The organism is Wandonia sp. (assembly GCF_984588085.1).
This window is the reverse complement of sequence record NZ_CFIGVI010000007.1, coordinates 27,471-48,329: the sequence shown is the minus strand read 5'-3', so window position 1 is coordinate 48,329 and position 20,859 is coordinate 27,471. Positions and strand designations below refer to the sequence as shown.

The window sequence follows — 20,859 nt, the reverse complement described above, 5'->3', positions numbered from 1 at the left end:
TTATTGATTCAACAGAAACGGATATACTTCCTCTAGTGTCGTTACACCTGATTTCCACAAAGAGTCTGCCCGCTCACCAATGCTTTTTATTCCTCTGGTAGTAAGCAAGTCTTCTACTCTCATGTTCTGTTCTTTGATGCAGTTACTTAATTCGTTATCAATGGGTATGATCTCATAAATAGCTTGTCGTCCTTTGTACCCAGTATAATGGCAGCTTTCACATCCTACTGCTACAAAATGTTCTTCAGGAGCATGTGCTCTGTCATACTGCAATGGTAAATCGGCTTCCGAAACAGGCGCCAACATTTTACAATCATTGCAAAGTTTTCGCACCAATCGCTGAGCCACCGAGCAGTTAATTGTGTTGGATAGAAGAAATGGAGGTACTCCCATATCAATCAATCGTGAGATGGTTCCCCAGGCAGAATTTGTATGGATAGTAGACAGAACAAGGTGTCCTGTCAAAGCCGCTCTGATAGCCATCTGCGCTGTTTCACTATCCCGAATCTCCCCCAACATAATGACATCCGGATCCTGACGCAGAAAGGATCTCAAAGCCGCTGTAAACGTCAACCCAATATCTTCTTTTAGCTGCACCTGATTGATTCCTTCCAGCGTATATTCAATAGGGTCCTCGACAGTAACAATATTTCTTTTTTCCTCGTTGAGCAATTTTAACGTGGCATAAAGGGTTGTTGTCTTTCCCGATCCCGTAGGACCTGATATAAGTATAATTCCGTTTGGTTTCTTGATCCCTTCCTGATAGTCCTTTAATTCTTTTTCTGACATTCCTACGGAATCTATACTAATGGAGGAAGCATCATGTCCCAAAATCCTCAAAACAATTTTTTCTCCATGTAATGTAGGAAGTATAGAAACCCGAATGTCAAAATCACCGTATTGGATACGTCCGTCCTGAGGTAATCTCTTTTCCGATATATCCAGATTGGAGCGAATCTTTACTTTATTCACCAGTTCAGGATAATTTTCCAACGGGATTGAATAACGCTCTATCAAATGACCGTCTATCCGGATTCTGACCCTACCCCTATCCTCATAAATTTCAATATGAATATCACTACTTCCTAAGGCATCCGCCTCCATAATGATCCGATCTACAAAATCCGTGTCTGCATTAATTTTCAATTCAGAAGTACCCCTATGCCCCGCATCTGCCTGGCGATAATATGTCCCGAGTGCCTGACGGACAGTTAAAGAGTCTTTCTTCTCCAACACAACCCGTGTTCCCAGAATCACTTCCAGCTCTTCGCGAACCAACTGTTCATCCATTTCCTCATCCAGGTAGAAGTGGTGTACGTCTCCCGATTTATCCTTCGGAACAATCCGGAAATGCCATGCCAACTCCGACTTGAGAGATTGTTGCATTTCCTGCGTAAGTTCTATTTTCTCTTGTTTATCCAATCAGAAAAGAATTAAAGTCCGGAAGAATTAAAAAATAGTTCAGTGGAATATATGCTAACAGAAATAGTGCAAAAAAACCTGCATACGGAACCGTTCCTATCTGGCGGAATCTACTTATCACCAAAGTAAGGATCAACGTAAATAAGGTTCCGAAAATAACAAGAAGCATAAACTCAATATTGTCTGCAACGGGAGTGATCGCTAATAAGAACAGTATATCTCCCCAACCAAAATAGTCCCGAGTAAGGTTCGTCAGTTTTTTATTTCGAAGGGAGACATATAGTGTCAGAAAAAAAAGAAGGGCAACTACAAATAAACCATTAAAGACAATAACTTGTAACCCCTGAGGAAAATGAAAGAAAGTGATTGAAACGAAAAGCATCGGCAATAATAACCAATGCACAGACCTGTACTTCAAGTCCTGATACACCAATACTGAAAGTAGTGAAACGATAATTCCCAAAAACATCAATTGCATATCAATCTTTTTGCACCTCTTTTACCGTCCCTGTCTCATCAACTTCCCAGATATTGAATTTTCCATCTCCGTTGAAATCGACTACGGCTTCGGCCTTGGCCCGGAATCCCGTAGTAGATGATTCGATTAACTCTACTCTGTAATTTGCCCGTCCTCCCTCTGTCACCAATTTATTCGGCACATAATCAATATCACTTAGCTCCGAGGCGTATTTCGAATATTGTAGGAAATAACTATACTGCAAGGTATACACATTATTCAGTGCACTTTGTGCTTCAATAGATTTTGCCCTTGAAGCCACGGCCGTCTGGTTAGGAACAACAAGCATTATCAAAATTCCGATCACTGCCAGAACAATAAGAATTTCGGCAAGTGAAAAGGCTTTAACATGTCCTTTCTTTCGGGTGGTATGTTTCATTTGTCGCTTCATTACTGAATCACTTCACTTAGATTAAACATTGGCAGATACATTGCGATCATAATAACTCCCACAATACCCCCTATCAGGATAATAATAATGGGTTCGATCAGGGTTCCTATCAATTTTGTCTGGTATTCAATATCACTGTTTAATTGTATAGTAACTCTTTCAAATGTAGTATCCAACTGGTTAATCTCTTCTGCTATTTTAACTAAGGAGATAAATCTCCGGTCAAAGATAGGAAAATTAGACAAACCCGCATGTAAACTATTCCCCCTGAGAATTTCTTTTCGGGCGTTTGTCAGTGCTACTTCAATCGGATAAAAACCTATCATTTCCGAGACCAAATCCAAGGACTTCACGAGCGGAGTTCTGGAAACCATCAACAAGCTCATGCTCTGGGCAAAACGAGCCAGATAAATTTTTCTAAATAATTTTCCGAAAATAGGTGCATTTAGTAATAGCTTACCTGTCAGGTCGCGGTACCACACTTCTTTTCTTTGTGTAACGTGAAGTAATACAATGGTTACAATCACCCCTAATATTCCCAATAGGATGTAAGAAAAGTTCTCCGAAAAGGCGATTATTTTCTGTGTTAACCAGGGTAACTCTTTCCCGAATTGCTGAAAAACTTCCTGAAACATCGGAACTACTGTACTGAGCATAAAATAAAGAACCCCAAAAGTAATCATCAGGACAAATGCCGGATACGTAAATACACTCACCATTTGCTTTCTCAACTTCACTTTTTCTTCAAAGTATTTCCCCAATTGGTGGAGCACAATTTTCAGCTTACCTGCTTCTTCACCAATCCGGATACTTTGGTATTCATACGGAGAAAAATTTCCGCTCTTCCGCATGGCTTCAGAAAGGTTATCTCCTTTAACGATGGATTCCTTGATAAAAAGAAAAGCTTCTTTCTTCGCTTTTTTATCCTGCTCTTCAATCAGAATATCAAGGGAGCGTTTTATATCCATTCCTGCATCCAACAATGAAGCAAATTCCGAATAAAAATACTCTTTCGCCTTGTCATTCAGGACAGGTCCTAAACGAATATCCGTATTTAATTTCTCCCAAAGACTAGTTGATTGTTCCATCAGTAGTGTATTCCTGAAACCATTCGTTCATTTTTTCAGCCGGGGTCTGTTTTACCGGGAAGTACAAAGAAAGTGGTTCTTGTTCAATCTGAAAGTGGAACGTAATAAATTTTCCTTTTTTATCGTCAACAACTTCCATTCCGATACAGCCGGTCATAAATGGTATTTCCCTCCCTGCACTTTCACGAATAAGGATCCCTTCTCCTACGTGATAGGCTATCACCGACTGATCAGAAAAAGTAAGGAGGACTATACCCTCTTCGGTAATTTGATGATCCGTCGCTAAAAAGAAATCTTCAAACAGTCTTGCTCTTTCCGTGTACCAGGTTGTGATCCGAGCTTTTACGGCAACCTCATATTGCATCTGTCTGTTAAAAAAAGTAATTGAATTGTACACCATTGCTATAACTATTGAAGTTACAACTATAGCAATGGTTATCTCCATGACTGTAAACGCAGGAAGATGTTCTTTCTTATTTTGGTTACCGGACTTCCTGAACATCGTATTTTCTCAAACTCCAGATTTCGTTTCCTTTTGCATTCTTCAACAAAACAACTTGTCCTGTCTCTAGCTCTTCCACCTCTCTCTTCAGGTAGACCGGTTCTGTCCCTTCCTCCATATCCACATTTCCGTTTTCATAGAGCGATTGCAGTAGCTTCCCCAATATTTCGGCTTTCTGCTCTCCCTCTTCACGTATTTCCTGGAGTGTTTGCTGTGACTGTAGTGTGTTAACATAAATCATTGTCCCGATGGCAACAGAGGTAGCTATCAAACTAATAGCAATTACTACTTCTACAATAGAAGAAGCCTGTATCTTTTTATTCCAGCATGTACTCTGCATCATTTCCCTGAGACAAACAATGATGCTAAACTAGTTATTAAAAAACATACAGCAAAACCTGTAACGGGAAGATATGCCCCCAGCTACCGAATACAAATCATTCTATCCCTATTCGGAAGTAAAAAAAGATTACTTTTACAGCAACCGGAAAGCTATGAGAAAGACTTTTTTCACAAATTTGTTTTTACTGGTTCTTCTGAATCTACTGGTCAAACCTTTTTACATTCTCGGGATTGATGCGGAGATACAAAATCAGGTCGGATCAGCAGCATACGGAGACTACTTTGCTCTGCTTAACTTCAGCTTTCTGTTTAATATTCTCCTTGATTTTGGGATTACAAATTATAATACGCGGACTATCGCACAAACTCCGCATGTATTGAAAGGCTACCTGGGACCAATTATTAGTTTACGGGTACTTCTCTTCATACTATATATTGTTTTTACATTAGCGTTGGGATTGTTTATCGGTTATTCGGATAAACAGTTGTATCTTCTTTCAATTCTTATTCTTAACCAGTTTTTTGTAGCAGTTCTTCAATATCTCAGGAGTAATTTTACGGGATTACATTTGTTCAGAATTGACGCGCTCTTTTCTGTTTTGGATCGACTACTCCTGATCCTGATCTGCTCCTGGTTACTTTGGGGGCGAGCTACCGATTCGCAGATACAGATTGAATGGTTTGTATGGGCTCAGACTTTTTCCTACGGAATTTCAGCTATTTTGGCGCTCCTCATTACTTTCTCACGGATTGGTGTTAGTCGATTACGTATCAAGCCTTTATTTTCAGTAGTAATACTTCGGCAGTCCTTTCCTTATGCATTATTGATTTTACTCATGATGATCTACAACCGGATGGATTCTGTTATGCTCGAACGTATTCATACGAATGGCTCTGTCGAAGCAGGTGTATACGCACAGGGGTACAGACTACTTGATGCCGTTAATATGTTTGCCCTACTCTTTGCCGGACTTTTACTTCCAATTTTTTCCCGAATGCTCAAAAAAAGAGAAAACTTATCCCCTCTTCTGACCAGTTCTTCGCTCGTATTGATGAGTGTCGCAACGATTGTAGGTATCGGCGGACTTTTTTATTCCGAAGCTATTATCAGCGCCCGCTATATAGACGAAATCCAACCCTCTGCTTTTGCTTTCAGTATTCTGATTTTAAGCTTCATTCCGGTATCAGCTACCTACATATACGGAACCCTTCTAACAGCTAACGGAGATCTGAAAAGATTGAATCAACTGGCGATGGGCGGACTTGTCCTCAATTTTCTATTGAATTATTTCCTTATTCCCGACACAGGAGCTTTTGGGGCAGCAATTGCAACACTTTTCACTCAAACAGCAACCGCCTTTGCTCAACTCATTCTAGCCTTTAAAAAATTACATCTCCAACTTAATCTTCCGGCCGTAACACGCTTCTTTATTTTTACGGTAATCTGTTTTGGCACTTTTCTTCTAGCCACTCCCTACCTTCCTTCTTTCAATGGTTTTTTACTCTTGTCTTTCTTGCTTTTCTTAATTGCTATGTTAACGGGAGCTATCCCGGTAAAAGACACACTTAAATTAGTAAAAAAAAGAAGCTAACCACTTATTAAACAACACAGTAAACTATAGGTATAAATACTTATTTTACATATCTCAATTTCCATTTTTTTTCTTTCTAAGTATAAAGCCTATATATTTGATTCATACTTCCTTATTAAAGGAATATGTTCAACATAGCAGTAGTAGTTTTTGGTAAAAAAGACTGTCTCCGGGGTGGTAGGGCAGTCTTTTTTTATGCCCTTTTTTTACGTTTTGTAACTAAAAATGACAAACATCATAATTCCGACGAGTATATGCTGTTTTGTTATAAACTACGTACATATACGTATCTGCTATCAAAAATATATCACTTTCCCGTAAACAGATTATTTTATTTCTCTTTTATAGCTCCCACTTTCTTCGAAAAAGCGGTTATCTCCGAAGTAAATTTGATGAAAAAGAAGTAAAAACATGAAAAGTCTATTGTATCTCATGATTGCCAGCTCCGCACTACTTAGCAGTACTGTAAATATGGATCATGACTCGCACCACAACCTCAAAAAGAGTGTACACCCCTTATCTTTTCAATCCGGTCACGGTACATTAATTGATTCATCACATTTTCAAATGATAACAGAAGACGGTAGCTCATACTCAATGGACTATAACTCAACTCGTTCTAACAAATCAAACTAGTGGGTTTGTTCACAGACCATACAATCTGTTATGTCTAATTTTCTACAGGAATTTCATGGCTTTTTAGTTTAGGTAGCCGCATCATAAAAGTACTTCCTCTCTCTTCTTCAGAATCAATCTCAAGGAATCCATCAAGATTCTCTACAATCTTCTTACATATTGCCAGCCCAATCCCTGTTCCGGAATAACTCTCTCTGGAATGAAGACGTTGGAAAATTTCAAATATTTTATCGTGGTATTTCGAATTAATCCCTATTCCATTATCCTCAAAATACAAAATCCACCCTTCTTCCTCTTCTTTCGCATAAATATTGATAATCGGAGCCTCGTCTTTTTTTCTGTACTTAATCGAATTACTGATAATATTCTGGAACACTTGTCTATATGCTGATGAAGTCCCCATTAACGAAGGAAGTTCTCCGACTTTTAGCTTAACTTCATTCTCTTCAATACTACTTTTCAATAGAATCTTGACGTCTTCTATGACTGCGTTCAGATCAATTAACTCATAATCTTCTTTTTTGATTCTTCCGGCTCTGGAAAACTCCAGCAAGTCGAGAATAATTGTTTTCATCCTTTCAGCTCCGTCTACCGCATACTGAATATACATTTTTCCCTTATCGTCCAGAAGATCATTGTATTTCCTTTCTATCTGCTGTAAAAATCCGGTTACCATCCGCAGAGGTTCCTGTAAATCATGTGAAGCGATGAAAGCAAACTGTTCGAGTTCATTATTAGTCGAAGCCAATTCTCTGACTTTTTTACCCAACTCTTCGTTCAGATGACGAAGCGCTATCTCAGTAGCTTTTCGGTACGAAATATCAGAAACAGCACCAATCATGCGGATAGGACGCCCTATTTCATCTCTGATTACTGTCCCCTTGTCAACAACATATACATACGTCCCGTCTGCTTTCTTAAAGCGGTATTCATGCGACCAGGCATTTTTCTCATCAGCAGATTCTATTATTCGCTTTCTGTCATTGAGAATTCTCTCCCTGTCATCCTCATGAACATTTTCTATCCAAAGCCGAATATCCGGATCCTGATCTGAGCTTTCGTGACCAAATATCCGATAGAATCCCTCTCCCCAGTAAAAAACATCCCGCTCTACGTCCCATTCGTATATCGCGTCATTTGTAACCAGATTTACCGACTGGTAGAGGTCATTACTTCGCTGAATAGAATCGATATGTTGAAAACGTGTGATAATCAAAGCAGAAAACCTGCTCGAACGTTCAAATATTCGGGTTTCTTCATCCGTTGGGTGCTTGGGTTCTTCGTAATAGTTGGCAAAAGTGGCAATAACATTAGATTCTCCATCAAAAACGGGTTGTGACCAACAGGCACCAATCGAAAACCTGGTTGCCAGATCCAAATAGTTGGCCCATCTTTCATCAGCAAATGCATCACTCACGATTACCCGTTTTCTAGTGTAAGCTGCCGATCCACACGATCCGACATTAGGTCCTATCTTTAACCCGTGGATCTTCTCAAGATATTCTTTATCTAGCGAAGGAGAAGCCAGATTATATAAATGCCCCGACTCAACCCTAAGTATTGAAGTTTTCATTCCCGGAAATAATCGTTCCAATCCTGACATATAATAATGGAGTACCTGTTCGAGGGGAACATAACCGGACATCCCCATACCCAGCTCCATCACCTCTTTTTCCAACTGTTCCACTTCCGAAACCAGTCGCTCAGAAGTTACATCTTTAATTGCTCCAATAACGCGATATGCTTTATCCTGATCATTCCTAAGTATGATTGCTTTGTCTTTCACATAAGAATAGCTGTTACCATTAAAGATTCGGTATTCAGCTGCCCATTCTTTTTTCCCCTCTTCACGAATTGCAGAATGAAAAGAATCTAATACCCTATCCAGATCGTCCGGATGAATCTTAGAGTTAATCAAGTCGTTATTATTTCGTAAATCCAATGGTTCAATGTTAAAGAATCGTATGAATCCATCTCCCAGAAATAATTCTTCTTTGATCAGGTCATAATCCCAAATGCTTTCAGAACCTGCCCTCATTAGCATAGAGAAGCGCTCATTACTTTTATTGAGTGCTCTTTGTGTTTCTATAAGATCTGTTATTTCCACACTATTTACCACAACACCACGGATAGCATTGTCTTCGGATAAATTCGTTCCGACCGATTGCACCCAACACCATGTACCATCTTTTCTCCTAAACCGATACGGTGTGGCATTCAGACGGCGACTTGTCTCTAATTTTGCAAACTCCGCTGACAATACCTCCTGATCTCTTGGATGAATAAATTCTTTTACTTTTTTGCCCAGTAACTCATCCTCCCTATACCCTAAAAAGGTTTTAAAATTCGGAGATACATATGTGTAAACCCCACTAAGATCAAGAATAGCAATCATATCAGATCCTTCCTGGACCATTGATTTAAACCTTTTCTCGCTTTCCTTTATTTTTTCCTGCGTTTCCTTTAATTCCTTCCCGTCACGGGCTACACAATACATCCGTTGTTCTTCATCATCCCACTGAGCCGACCATATAACCGAAACTAAATGACCTTTTCGATGTACGTATCGGTTTTCAAAGTTTTTTACTACCAGACCTTCACGGATAAGTTTAGTAATACCTTCTGTTTTCTCTCTGTCATCTTCGAATACAAACTCTATAAACTTTCTTCCCGACAATTCATCAGGTTGATAGCCAAAAACATCCACAGAAGCATTACTCACCCGATCAAAAACACCATCTCCATTTATGGTACATATTACGTCAAGAGATGAGTCCAGAATACGCTGAATCTCTTTTCGGTTCCGCTCAATAATTTGTTGTTTCTTATAGGAATCAGTAACATCCTTTACAGACAAAATATGACTAGAATCCCCTAGATTACTATCAAAAAAAGGGATTTTTGATTTTGCTATTTTAAGAATTAGCTTTTCAGTATTATTGTCTGGTTCAGTGTTATTCATCCCGAACTATTTTTTAGGGTTAGATTCTATTTCTATTTCAAAAGACTCAGCTGTTTCAGATTGATTTAATATTTTATCAATGATAAGGGTTCTTAACTCATTCTCGGTATAATTTAATTTAGACGAGTATTCCTTAATCAGCCTATCAAATGAATTATTCTGTTTAAACAACTCCAGTTTTTCCGTCAATACCAGCATACCTTCCGGAGCAAATTCAAGAATATTCTCTATAGTGTGCAGTAGTTTTTTCTGGGTCTCAATCATTTCCTTTTTCTCTGACATATCTATTCCCAATCCATAGATACAGTTCTCTCCATTGAATGTAAATCGGGAAGCAATAAAATGAATCGGTTTTTGAACGCCTGATTTAGAAGTGAACTCCACATCAATTTCAGTATTTCCTTTTTCCAACACGCGGCTAATTTCTTTTTCCACAACCTCCCTTGATTTCCCTTCAAAAAAGTCCAGAGGAGAAAGATTACTCATCTCCGAATCATTGTATTCAGTCACTTCTGTTAACCGTTGGTTCCACAGCAAAAATTCTCCGGACTGATTAAAAAGAAAAAAAACATTCGGTAACTGTTGAATCAATTGATTGGTCAGATTTTTTTGATCCCGGAGATTTTGCTCTACATTTTTTTGCTCTGTAATATCAATCAACATTCCTTTCAGGTCTATTTTGTCTCCATTTCTTAAAACAGAAACCCGATCCTGAACCCACAAATAGTGCCCGTCTTTATGTCTAATTCTATAGTCAAACACATGGTTCCGGTCCTGCCGGATCTCACTTTGACAAAAACTAACAGCGAACTCTCTGTCTTCCGGATGGAGAATACTCTCCCAAAATTTCACATTTGCCATCCATTCATCAGCGGAATACCCCAAAAGTTTTTCCAATTGCGGACTGATATATGAAAACTCTAATGTTTTTCCATCTGCCTCCCATAAACATCCTCCTACCGAATCAAGCAAATCGCTTAATTTCAACTGCAAATTAGTCAAGTGCAAACCCGCTTCTACTGATGGAGTAATATTTCTAAATACACCTGACACCTTTATCGGTTTTCCTTCTGAATCTTCTTCTAACCGGGCTTTACTTTCAATAATTACCAGTCTTCCGGATTTATGAATGAATTTAGCTCTGATTCCAGAGCTACTCTCATCCGAATAAACTCCAAGCAGGTGCTGCTCACCCTGTTCTTTATCATCCGGATGAATTAAACTCACAACTTTCTGATGATCAAGAACAAAGTCTTCTTTCGAATACCCCAGTATTTTATATATGCCATCCGACCAATAATAATTATCGGTTTTCAAATCAAACTCCCAATATCCGATATCGGCAATCTGTTCTATTTGTTCTAAAATAGCTTCTAAATTACTCTCCATCACATTTTTAGTTGCCTGAAAATTACAAAATTTATCTCTTCGGTTCTAACTTTTAGAAATTTAGGCGTTGTAAAATACTATAACCAATCAACTAGGTACTAGTACCTAATTTAAGGAATTAAACGTTATTCCAATCAAAAAGTCGTAAAACTCCCCGTATTTTTGGTAGTGCAAACACATAAATATCGTGTTTTCATAGTAGTAGTGTTGGAAAAATAGCGAAACAACTCCTGTTGTATCGCTATTTTTATTTTCAGCTACTAATTACGAACTTTTTTTCTCATGATCAATTTTGTTCCTTCTCCCGGATTGGATTTCAATTCCAGATTGATTTCTGCTGCAATTGCTCGCTGCTCCAGATTTTTCAATCCTAATCCCGGTTTAATTTCATCTCTTTGAAATCCTTTGCCGTTATCTTCCACTAAAATAACAAGGTCATCGTCTAACAAATCAAAATTACACTCGATCTGTTTACATTCACTATGTTTGACAGAATTATTTACGAATTCCTGAACCATTCTGTATACGCTATAGTGGTCAACCTGCTCCCAGGCTTTATCAGTAATCAAATCATTAACATTCAATTTCATTTCTACTTCCGTGACAGATCCCAAACGATCAAACATTGCTTTTAAGCCTGCTACCAAACCTTTTTCCAATTCAGGAGGTGTCAGATTATAACACATAGCACGTGTCATATCAAGACTGGTTTTGATCATCGCTTGAGCATTGGCTACTACCTCATCACTTCCCTCTGAAATTCCTGAAAGCTGAGAAACATAAAAATTCAATGCGACAAGGTGTTGAGCCAGTCCGTCGTGAAGTTCCCGCGAAAATCGTTCCCGTTCTCCTTCCAGCGTTTCTTCAACGATCTTCAGTTTCTCCTGCTCAAATAAATACTTCTCTGTTTCATTTTTTATAATGATCGTATAAACTTCCTCACCTCTGAATGTAGTTCGCGCTGCCAACTGAGAAACATACAATACACTTCCATCGGCTGTGATGTGCCTGAATTGACTTTCCCTCTGATTTTTAACGGAATATTCTACTTTTCGATCAGATTCGTCATCAGCAAGAAAATCAGTCAGCTTCATCTGTCTGACATCTGGTAATGAACACCTGTACAAGTCAAGAAAGGCATTATTCGTTCGAAGCACCTGTAGCGTATCATTCACCAATAAAATAGGCAACGGACTCGCTTCAAACAATAAACGAAATTCTTCTTCGGACTGGATTAGTTGCTGAACATTTCTTTTTCGTTCTATAGAATAATGAATGGACTTCACCAAAATATTAGTGTCACTATTCCCTTTCAGAATAAAATCCTGTGCACCCTTTTTAACGGTTTGCAAAGCAACATCCGTATCACTCATCCCTGACATAACAATAATGGGAACCGAGTGAAATTTCTCGGATGCAAACTCAAATGTTTCCAACCCTGAAAAATCCGGTAAAAACAAGTCTAATAGTACAATATCGGGAACACTATCAGCAAGCCCGTCTACTGCCTTCTGCAAACTTTCAAACACGACAATATTACGACTTGAGAAACCTGAAAAAACGAGAAGTTCCTGCAAGAGAAAAGCATCTCCCGGATTATCCTCAATAATCCAAACTGTTATCAGTTCATTATTCCGCGTCATCATTCCAATACTCTTTTATCATTTAACTCTGCCCATATTGTTGTACCGGTCAGATCTGATTCTACCCAGATTTTACCTTTGTGAATATCAACAATTCGTTTACAAATTGCAAGTCCCATTCCTGTCCCCTCAATTCCCATTGCATTTTCACCCCTCTGGAAAACCAGAAAAATTCGCTCAAAATCCTTTTCCTTAATTCCTAATCCATTGTCTTTCACGTAGACCTGAACCTTACCTTCTTTCTTTTTCTGTATAGCGCCTATTTCAATCACCGGGTTCTCCGAATCATTATATTTAATGGAATTACTAATCAAATTTTGCATCAGTTGATTTAGCAACATACGTCCACCTTTTACCTTTGGAAGTGGTTCATTTATAATTATTGCTCCGGAGGTTTGAATTTCATTTCTTAGTAACACTTTGACATTCTCCACAATTTCATTCAGATCAACTTCCTCTCCTATTAGTCCTCTGCTGTCAATTCTTGAGTAAGCCAATAAATCATTTAACAATCCGGACATTCGCTTTGCTGCATCTGTAGAAAACTTGATATACTTTCCCCCTTTCTCATCCAACTTTTCTGCATAGTTACTCTCCAACAAAGTCAGGAACCCTGAAATCATCCTCAGCGGTTCCTGTAAATCATGGGATACAATATGGGCAAATTTTTCCAATACATTATTGGACAATTCCAATTCTTCTGCACGATCCTTCAATTTTCTGTTCAGTTGCTGTAATTCAAGCTCTGTCCTTTTTCTCTCAGAGATATCTCTGGCGGATAAAACAATAACATTCTCTTTCGTAAAATTAACTCCCGTCCAGGATAACCAGACGACTCTTCCTTCTGCTGTTTTCACACGGTGTATCAAGTGATTACCTCCATACCCTTCTTTAAGAGATTGCAAGAATAACTCCGTATTCTCCCTATCCTGGTCAATCGCAAAATCAACAATACTCATTTCCACCAATTGATCCGGCATATATTTAAGCACCCTGCCCAATGCCGGGTTAAACCAGATTGGTTTACCATCTTCTTTAATGACACAAAAAATATCTTTTGAAATAGAGAAAATCGTCTGGTACATTTCCTCTTCATTTCGCCGCTTTATATCTCCGGCCCACAAAGGAATTACTTCGTGAATGGATTTCAGTTTCTTATCCCGCATGGTAACATTTTTTACCAAAAGGTTCAGAATACCTACCAACTCCCCATTATGCACCAGCGGTATGGCAACCAAACGTCTTATGCCACACATCATCAATACCTCTTTTCTCACGAAGTTTTCTTCCTCCGAAATATCTTCCAGGACGTATTCGGTATTACCATTCCCAATATTCTGGAAAAAAGAGTCCGAAGAGGATATAAACGTTTTTTTCAACGATTTGAAGCATTCCTGGTCTACCTCTCCGCTGGTATAGTAGTTTTTCAGATAAAAAGACTCTTTAGTTAAAGTTGGAATCCAAAGTTCCGCTGCCTCTGAATTCGTCTCTTCCGCAATGATTTTCAATATACTGGAATAGGCATAAGATGTACCTGTACTTCTAAGCATATCCAATACTTTCGACTTAAACACAACTAAACGTTGTCTTTCGACCTCCTGGGTCACATCACGACCTATTGCAAAAATCAATTGCTCACTTTCAACCCACCTGCCTGACCATTCGATATGAATAAGATCTCCCGACTTTGCTACAATGCGATTTACAAAGTTATATATCGCACCTCCTGATGTTTCACCAAACTGATTCTGTGTTATGGTAACATCATCCAAATACACAATAGAAAAACAGGACTTTCCGTGTAGTTCTTCCGGTTTATATCCCGCTATAAACTCGAATGCATTATTCACCTGGACAAAATCTCCATCTTTTGAGATGGTACAAATAATATCCACTGACTGATCTAAAACAGTTTGCTTGAAAACAAGTTCACTATTCAGCTTTTTATTAGTTTCTTCCAGCTCCTTCTTAGCTTCATGTTGAATCGTTACATCTCTGAAATTTGCGATAAACAACAACCTACCCTGATTATCATGAAAAGTTGTTATCAGAGCCTCTACCCAAATTATTCCACCTTTCCCATAATTCATCCGGATATGAAATACTGCCGCATCGTCTTCTCCCCTGATAATACTTTTTATCAGCTCGTCTCCCTCTGTAACATCTTCATAAAAAATAATCGACCGGATATCCAGTCCTTCCAGAACTTCTCTCGGATACCCCAGTACCCTGCCCGCCGAAGGGCTTGCATATTCTACAATTCTACGCTCATCATATATAAGTATTCCATCATGAGAATTGCTGAGAAGCGCCTGATAAAAACTTGGATTTTCTTCTATTTTCCTGTTTTTCTTTCTCCTTCCTTTACCAGAATCTTTACTTTCCTGTTTTCGTATCTGACCTTTTATGATTGCATATAAAATAAGTGTAGTCGCAGAAATAAAGAAAAAGCCCTTTATGTTTTGGAAATACGTAATACTCTCGACATCCTCATCTCCAAAAATAACTTGAGCCAAAGAATCACTGAAATATATCCATATCAAACCTGTAACTAAATATCCCAGAGCTATTTTCTCGGCTAATTTCATTTATTTTTTCGAATCTATTTCCTGGCTGAAAGTACAACTTTGATTCATTGTTTGCAAACTATTTCATGCTTAAAATCTCCTTCTTTATCTATAGATAATTATGATACTGTTTTATCAAATTCCTAATCCACAAACCCTTTTTCTATCATTTTTCACTTCTCATTTTTGTACGAAAATTTATAAAACACTATCTCTCCAGAAAATTACATCCTACCGCTTTCCGATACTATTCAATTTATTAGCACATTTGCAGCATGGCATTATTGGAATTGTTTATCGGGTATATAAAAACAACTTCTCCTCTCGAATTAACCGCAGTATTTACGAGTCTCACTTATGTAATACTTGCAGCAAGAGGCAGTCGGCTTTGCTGGTACTTTGCCTTTGCATCTTCTGCTATTTATATGAGTTTATTCTTTGGTGTTCAGTTGTATCTGGAATCCATTTTACAACTTTTTTATGTTGTCATGGCTGTATATGGTTTCCTATCCTGGAATACAAACAAGTCTTCCGGGAAAATAAAAAAATGGCCTGCAAAATACCATCTTATTAATGCCGGTTTGAGTCTTCTGGCGACCATATTTCTCGGCTACTTATTCTCTTCTCTAACCGATCAGTCATCACCTTATATTGATGCCTTTACAACTACATTTAGTCTTGCCGCAACTTTTATGGTAGCTCAAAGAGTGCTTGAAAACTGGATTTACTGGATCATCATTGATGCCGTATCTACTTACCTTTATTTCTCAAAAGGACTGGAGATTAGCGGAATGTTAATGTTTATCTATACAATACTCGCTGCTTTTGGCCTCTTCCGGTGGTACAAGCAGTACCAATTACAAAGCATATGATACGAATTGTGGTAACCGGTCCTGAGTCTTCAGGAAAAACGACTCTTGCGACACAACTTTCCCGGCATTTTAATTGCCCCTGGATTCCTGAGTATGCACGTGCGTTTTTGTTAAAGAAAAATGGAAAATATGTTCGGGAAGATCTGGAGATCATTCTGGAAGGTCAACTGAAATCCTGGGAAGAAGTAAAAGAAGTACCTCTTGTTATTTACGATACTGATACAAGCGTGTTGAAGATTTGGCACGAGTTCAAGTACGGCACGAATAATCCGGTCATTGATTTGGCATTTTCGCAACAAAAAACAGACCTTTTTCTCTTGTGCAAACCGGACATTTCGTACGAGGAAGATCCTTTACGGGAGAACCCTAATGAGCGGGATGAATTATTTTCACTTTACGAGAGTTTACTTGCCCCTCACAAAAACAAAGTCCGCATAATAGACGGAGAGGGGGAAATCAGGCTACAAAAAGCAATTGATGCGGTTGCTATGATTGTTCAATCTCCAACATCTCTAGGTTGAGTGGCTTTGATAAAAAAGAACGAACAAAATCATACTGATCAATACGTTCTATATCCCGAGGGTTTACAGAAGAAGATAAAATATAAACTTCCGGAGAAAGCTTCTGTTCCACGCACGAATTGACAAACTCCCATCCTGACATCAGAGGCATATTCAAATCCAGAAGAATCGTATAGTTATCTCCTTTTTCATTTAAAAAGTGTAGTGCCCGATTAGCATCTTCAAACGCCAGAACCTCCATTTCTATTTCTAAACTATTTAATATTTCCCGGGTCAGAAAAATTGATACCGGATCATCGTCTATAATTATTATAGGTCTATTCGCTTTCATATTCTCTGAAGGTTAGTTTTACATTCGTTCCCAAGTCAGGTATACCGGTTATTTCTACCGACCCTCCTAATAATTCAACTTGCTTTTTCGTTATATACAACCCAAGTCCTTTCCCCTGACTTACACTAGGATGAAACCTTTTGTACATACCGAATATATCCTGTCTATATTTATTAGTATCCAAACCAATACCATTATCCTCAATCAGGACTTCCCATGATGATTCTTCCGGTCTGTCTTTAAGTACAGCGCTTACTTTTAAAGGGCGGATTTCTGACCTAAACTTAAATGAATTTGACAATACATTTTGAATAATACTCAGAAAGTACGCCTCATTCGTCCTTATACATGCTTTTTTTACTCGTTCATCCCTCACAGAAAGTTCTTCTTTTCTCACACCTATTTCACCTGCAACTTTTTCTATAGCAGAAAATGGGTCTACCTGATCTTTAAGCAGTTCAGGACTTATATTCAAAGATAATATTTTTGTTAAATCCTTCACTACTTCATCCAATTGTTCTGATGAAGTGGCAATAAGTTTAGTTATATCACGGCTTTTTTCTGAACGTTCTTCCACACTATCCAAAAGTCGGGACAAGCCAATTACATTAGCCAGAGGAGAGCGTAAATGATGAGAAATGATATAACTAAACTGCAACAGTTCCTCATTCTTCGCCTGCAATTCTTCAATTTTCAGACGTAGCAGATGTTCTTTACTTTCAATCTCTTCGAATAACTTCTTTCGCTCTGTAATATCTCGTATAATAGACTGTGTACCCGTCACTTCTCCATCTTCCTGCAACCCTCGGGTACGACATTCAAACCACCTTTCTTCGCCAAAACTGGTTGCAGGGAACTCTATGTATTCCGGAATACTAACTCCCTCAATACATCTTGAATAAATTTCTTTTACATAGTTTCGGTAATCTTCTCTGACAATATCCATCACTGAAATCTTCCCGATCTGAGATCTGGAAACGGAAAAATACTCCAAAAACTTCTTGTTAGCGAACGTAATTACCCCCTTCTTATTATCAGTGCAAATAGCATCCTGAATATTATCCAGCAAATCCAAATATTTCCTTCGACTCTTCGCCAACTCATTCTCCGTAACCTTCCTTCTCGTCGTATCATTATGTTTTATTAGAACCCGATTCGACCCATCATCCAGTAATGAAGCTGTAAAATTATACCAATTCGTTATTCCTTTATCTACAATCATGTACTCCGTCTCAAACCAGGGTTCTTCGTGTGCCATCACTTTCTTTAACCCAACCAATAATTCATTCGGTAAGAACCCTGAAAAACACTTTTCCCCTACACACTCCAGATAATCCTCTCCTACTTTCGGACACCGTAACTCTTCACCATCGTGTATAATAAGCAAACTGTCCCAAGCTGAATTTGTAAACAAGATTACTCCCTGTGGATTCAACACAGCAATCCTTGATGTCATTGTAGACAAAATGGACTGATTAAATTTCACGCTATTTTTTAATTCCTCCTCTTGTTTTTTCTTCTCCGTTATATCAAAACGAACCGATAAAAAACGTTCAACACCTCCTTCACTATTATAAATCGGAGATATTGTTGTGTCCACCCAATATAGTTCTCCGCTCTTTTTCCGATTACATATTTCACCTCTCCAAACCCCTCCTCCTAAAATTGTCTTCCACAAATCAACAAAGAAAGCCTTAGGGTGATAGCCTGAATTAATAATTGAATGTGTTTTTCCCAAAAGTTCCTCCAGAGGATACCCGGAAAATTCACAAAATAAATTATTAGCATACAGAATCTGCCCGGTGTAATTTGTTATCGTTACAATTGCCGATTTATTCAACGCGTTCTGAAGTGACGTAAACAAGCTGGATACGGAATAGTGTCTTCCTCCAATGGTTTCTTCAAAAATTAAAAACCCCAGATGATTTCCTCCTCTGTTCACTTTACTAAAATCATGGAATTCCAACACTCCCACTTCTCCGATTTTAGGAATGTACACAGGATAACTACCTTTCCAGGATTCACCAAACGATTGAGCAACCCGTAACTCTCCGTCCCGTATTACCCGATATCCTTCCGGGATGTAATCCAGCCAGCTAAACGGACTCTTCTGTTCGCAAATTTTGCTAAAATTCTTTTGCAAAACAGGTTGAATATCTTCCTGAAGAAAATCAAAATTTTCTCCACTAAACCCATTTACAAAAAAGCAGTTACAATGCTCCTGAACAAGCCTTTTTAACTCCTCGCCACTAACAGACATGTACTACATTTTTCTTAACCATATTACCTTTCACTATTTTTTTGTCACACGCACCATATCTTCTACAGATCCGAATCAGAACTCGCCTCACCCCATCTCATTTTTAACAGGTATTTCCTGTAACCATCAACAACTTCTGTTTCAGCTCTACAACTCCTTAAGTTCAGCATAGCAACACAGCATCGAAAAAAAACGTACTCCTATTGTTTAGTTTATAGGAATACCAGTAGTTTAAGAAGTAATTTCCGGTAGCAAAAAACACCAACAATTGTTGTATTGCGACTACTTCAATACAGTATGCAATTCGTTTTTTAGATTGCAAGTTTACTGAAAGCAATTGAAGCATCGTAATCAACTCTGGTAATTTTTGTAGTCTACTAACTTTATCAAAGTCCGGCTTGTTCGAACAAACATCCATTAATCTTACAATAAAAAAAATGACTTTAATCAGGAATCCAATAGAAAAAAAGCATCCTTTCTTACATTCCTATAAGATAACGTAACCGTTTTTTTTGCTCTCTAAGATCCTGTACCATATCTTTTCTGTCTCTCATCAATATTGTAAACCTAAGCTTCAATGTTACATGACGATAATACTTATGGATTGAATATGCCAGAATTCCGGAAACAGGCAATGAAACAAAATAAATCAGTTTTCCCCACCAGGGAAATAAAAAGAAGTGATCCCAAATCGCAATATACCCTATATAAAAAAGTGGATACAGAATAAAACCGATCAAAACAGCCAAAGGAGCATAATACTCAACTTCTTTTGTCATTAATGGAATTATCTTATCTGTTAGTTTAAACTGAAGTCCATTATGAATTACCCCGTATGCAAATACCGGAGCCATGATAACCAGACCGAAAAATGAAAACAACAATTGTCGTAAAAACATCACTGACCGAAATCTTCTATCTAAAAAGTCTGCCTTCAGGGCAAGATGATCCGTCTGCCATTTTATCTCTTCCACTAACTGTCTTATCTCCAACATTCTTTCCGGATTATAAATAGAAACCCCATATAATCCATCCCTGATCTTTTTCAGCAATTCAAATTCATCTTTCTCGCTTTTCAGGTACTTTGATGTCAGGATGTCCCGTACCTCTTCTAACAAATAATCATGCAATTTATCCTCCGTCGTTACCAAAACACGCTCCATTCTCTCTCTGAAAAGAGCTGTTAAACTTCTGGATGTCGCAATAAAATCACTCGTATAATCTTCCAAATACTCTGCCGCAACTATAGGTTCATCAGCTGCAACTAATACGGAGCTTCGGAAGCGTTCGGGACGAGAATAGTTTAATCCTAACGGAACTATTTTGACCCCTAATTTTCCACCGTTCCTCTTCTCTGCTTCCAATGCGATTCTGGCTGCTCCTGTTTTTAATTTCCTTAGAATACGCTCTTGATAGCTCGTCCCTTCCGGAAAAATCACAATCGTTTTACCTGCTTCCAGCAACTGATAACACTCCTCAAATGACTGATCGTTACTAACTCCCTTAGCCTTGCCTTCTCCTGCCCTGTTTATTGGAATCATATTAAGCTTACGGAGAATTTTCAACCGGAATCCCGAACTGAAAAATGCCGATTTTGCCATGAAATAAATGGGTTGTCTGCACACAAATCCAACTACCCATGCGTCCATTAATGTGTTCGGGTGATTTGCAATGATTAATAACGGTCCCTTCTCAGGAAGATTTTCACGCCCTATCATACGAATTTCCTTATAGTAAATTCGTATGCCGATGCCAACTATAAATTTCAGAATTCGATAAAGCATCGCGTGAAGTTAATATAAATTTGGAATTTGTAACGTTGCA

At 38.3% G+C, this 20,859-nt stretch carries 17 protein-coding genes; 4 read left to right on the top strand and 13 right to left on the bottom strand.

Annotation, left to right across the window (positions count from 1 at the left end; all coding sequences use genetic code 11):
- From AC4PL9_RS04450 to AC4PL9_RS04425, 6 genes are read right to left on the bottom strand one after another with little or no spacing between them, the layout of a single operon-like run.
- The gene (locus AC4PL9_RS04450; RefSeq protein WP_491603572.1) at window positions 1-1,422 is read right to left on the bottom strand and encodes a GspE/PulE family protein; all 1,422 of its coding nucleotides are present in this window, start codon (window positions 1,420-1,422) and stop codon (window positions 1-3) included.
- Window positions 1,415-1,900 carry a hypothetical protein gene (locus AC4PL9_RS04445; RefSeq protein ID WP_491603571.1) on the bottom strand — a complete coding sequence of 162 codons (486 nt, stop codon included), beginning with the start codon at window positions 1,898-1,900 and terminating at the stop codon, window positions 1,415-1,417. The genes AC4PL9_RS04450 and AC4PL9_RS04445 overlap by 8 nt, the downstream gene beginning before the upstream one ends.
- A gap of 1 nt (window position 1,901) precedes the next feature.
- Window positions 1,902-2,330, bottom strand: a complete 429-nt coding sequence (locus AC4PL9_RS04440; RefSeq protein ID WP_343786268.1) for a type IV pilin protein — start codon at window positions 2,328-2,330, stop codon at window positions 1,902-1,904.
- Window positions 2,330-3,418, bottom strand: a complete 1,089-nt coding sequence (locus AC4PL9_RS04435) for a type II secretion system F family protein (protein WP_491603570.1) — start codon at window positions 3,416-3,418, stop codon at window positions 2,330-2,332. Before AC4PL9_RS04435 ends, AC4PL9_RS04440 begins: the two co-directional genes overlap by 1 nt.
- Complete coding sequence (locus tag AC4PL9_RS04430; protein ID WP_491603569.1) at window positions 3,402-3,920, bottom strand: hypothetical protein; 519 nt, start codon at window positions 3,918-3,920, stop codon at window positions 3,402-3,404. The genes AC4PL9_RS04435 and AC4PL9_RS04430 overlap by 17 nt, the downstream gene beginning before the upstream one ends.
- Window positions 3,901-4,263 carry a hypothetical protein gene (locus AC4PL9_RS04425; protein WP_491603568.1) on the bottom strand — a complete coding sequence of 121 codons (363 nt, stop codon included), beginning with the start codon at window positions 4,261-4,263 and terminating at the stop codon, window positions 3,901-3,903. Before AC4PL9_RS04425 ends, AC4PL9_RS04430 begins: the two co-directional genes overlap by 20 nt.
- Window positions 4,264-4,414: 151 nt before the next feature.
- On the opposite strand from AC4PL9_RS04425, the gene AC4PL9_RS04420 reads away from it, so the two are divergent.
- Both AC4PL9_RS04420 and AC4PL9_RS04415 read left to right on the top strand, forming a co-directional pair.
- Complete coding sequence (locus tag AC4PL9_RS04420) at window positions 4,415-5,854, top strand: oligosaccharide flippase family protein (RefSeq protein WP_491603567.1); 1,440 nt, start codon at window positions 4,415-4,417, stop codon at window positions 5,852-5,854.
- A gap of 411 nt (window positions 5,855-6,265) precedes the next feature.
- Window positions 6,266-6,490, top strand: coding sequence for a hypothetical protein (locus tag AC4PL9_RS04415; protein ID WP_491603566.1), 225 nt, complete (start codon window positions 6,266-6,268; stop codon window positions 6,488-6,490).
- 34 nt (window positions 6,491-6,524) lie between these two features.
- Here AC4PL9_RS04415 and AC4PL9_RS04410 read toward each other — a convergent pair whose 3' ends face one another.
- The 4 genes from AC4PL9_RS04410 to AC4PL9_RS04395 all read right to left on the bottom strand — a co-directional run bounded on the left by AC4PL9_RS04410 (window position 6,525) and on the right by AC4PL9_RS04395 (window position 15,072).
- The gene (locus AC4PL9_RS04410; protein ID WP_491603565.1) at window positions 6,525-9,452 is read right to left on the bottom strand and encodes a PAS domain-containing protein; all 2,928 of its coding nucleotides are present in this window, start codon (window positions 9,450-9,452) and stop codon (window positions 6,525-6,527) included.
- Between the two features lie 6 nt (window positions 9,453-9,458).
- The gene (locus AC4PL9_RS04405) at window positions 9,459-10,841 is read right to left on the bottom strand and encodes a PAS domain-containing protein (protein ID WP_491603564.1); all 1,383 of its coding nucleotides are present in this window, start codon (window positions 10,839-10,841) and stop codon (window positions 9,459-9,461) included.
- 260 nt (window positions 10,842-11,101) lie between these two features.
- Window positions 11,102-12,487 (bottom strand): PAS domain-containing sensor histidine kinase, encoded by a 1,386-nt coding sequence (locus AC4PL9_RS04400; protein WP_491603563.1) that lies wholly within the window; start codon window positions 12,485-12,487, stop codon window positions 11,102-11,104.
- Window positions 12,484-15,072, bottom strand: coding sequence for a PAS domain S-box protein (locus tag AC4PL9_RS04395; protein ID WP_491603562.1), 2,589 nt, complete (start codon window positions 15,070-15,072; stop codon window positions 12,484-12,486). The genes AC4PL9_RS04400 and AC4PL9_RS04395 overlap by 4 nt, the downstream gene beginning before the upstream one ends.
- 254 nt (window positions 15,073-15,326) lie before the next feature.
- On the opposite strand from AC4PL9_RS04395, the gene pnuC reads away from it, so the two are divergent.
- Both pnuC and AC4PL9_RS04385 read left to right on the top strand, forming a co-directional pair.
- Window positions 15,327-15,923 carry a nicotinamide riboside transporter PnuC gene (gene pnuC, locus AC4PL9_RS04390; RefSeq protein ID WP_491603561.1) on the top strand — a complete coding sequence of 199 codons (597 nt, stop codon included), beginning with the start codon at window positions 15,327-15,329 and terminating at the stop codon, window positions 15,921-15,923.
- Window positions 15,920-16,444: an AAA family ATPase gene (locus AC4PL9_RS04385; RefSeq protein ID WP_491603560.1), complete on the top strand. Its 525-nt coding sequence runs from the start codon at window positions 15,920-15,922 to the stop codon at window positions 16,442-16,444. The genes pnuC and AC4PL9_RS04385 overlap by 4 nt, the downstream gene beginning before the upstream one ends.
- Here the strand turns inward: AC4PL9_RS04385 and AC4PL9_RS04380 are convergent.
- From AC4PL9_RS04380 to AC4PL9_RS04370, 3 genes are all read right to left on the bottom strand, one after another.
- Window positions 16,410-16,775, bottom strand: a complete 366-nt coding sequence (locus tag AC4PL9_RS04380) for a response regulator (protein WP_491603559.1) — start codon at window positions 16,773-16,775, stop codon at window positions 16,410-16,412. The two genes, AC4PL9_RS04385 and AC4PL9_RS04380, sit on opposite strands and share 35 nt — an antisense overlap.
- A complete protein-coding gene (locus tag AC4PL9_RS04375) occupies window positions 16,762-19,035 on the bottom strand; it encodes a sensor histidine kinase (RefSeq protein WP_491603558.1) in 2,274 nt (757 codons plus the stop codon). The genes AC4PL9_RS04380 and AC4PL9_RS04375 overlap by 14 nt, the downstream gene beginning before the upstream one ends.
- A gap of 479 nt (window positions 19,036-19,514) precedes the next feature.
- Window positions 19,515-20,819, bottom strand: coding sequence for a lysophospholipid acyltransferase family protein (locus AC4PL9_RS04370; RefSeq protein WP_491603557.1), 1,305 nt, complete (start codon window positions 20,817-20,819; stop codon window positions 19,515-19,517).
- Window positions 20,820-20,859 lie beyond the last annotated feature (40 nt).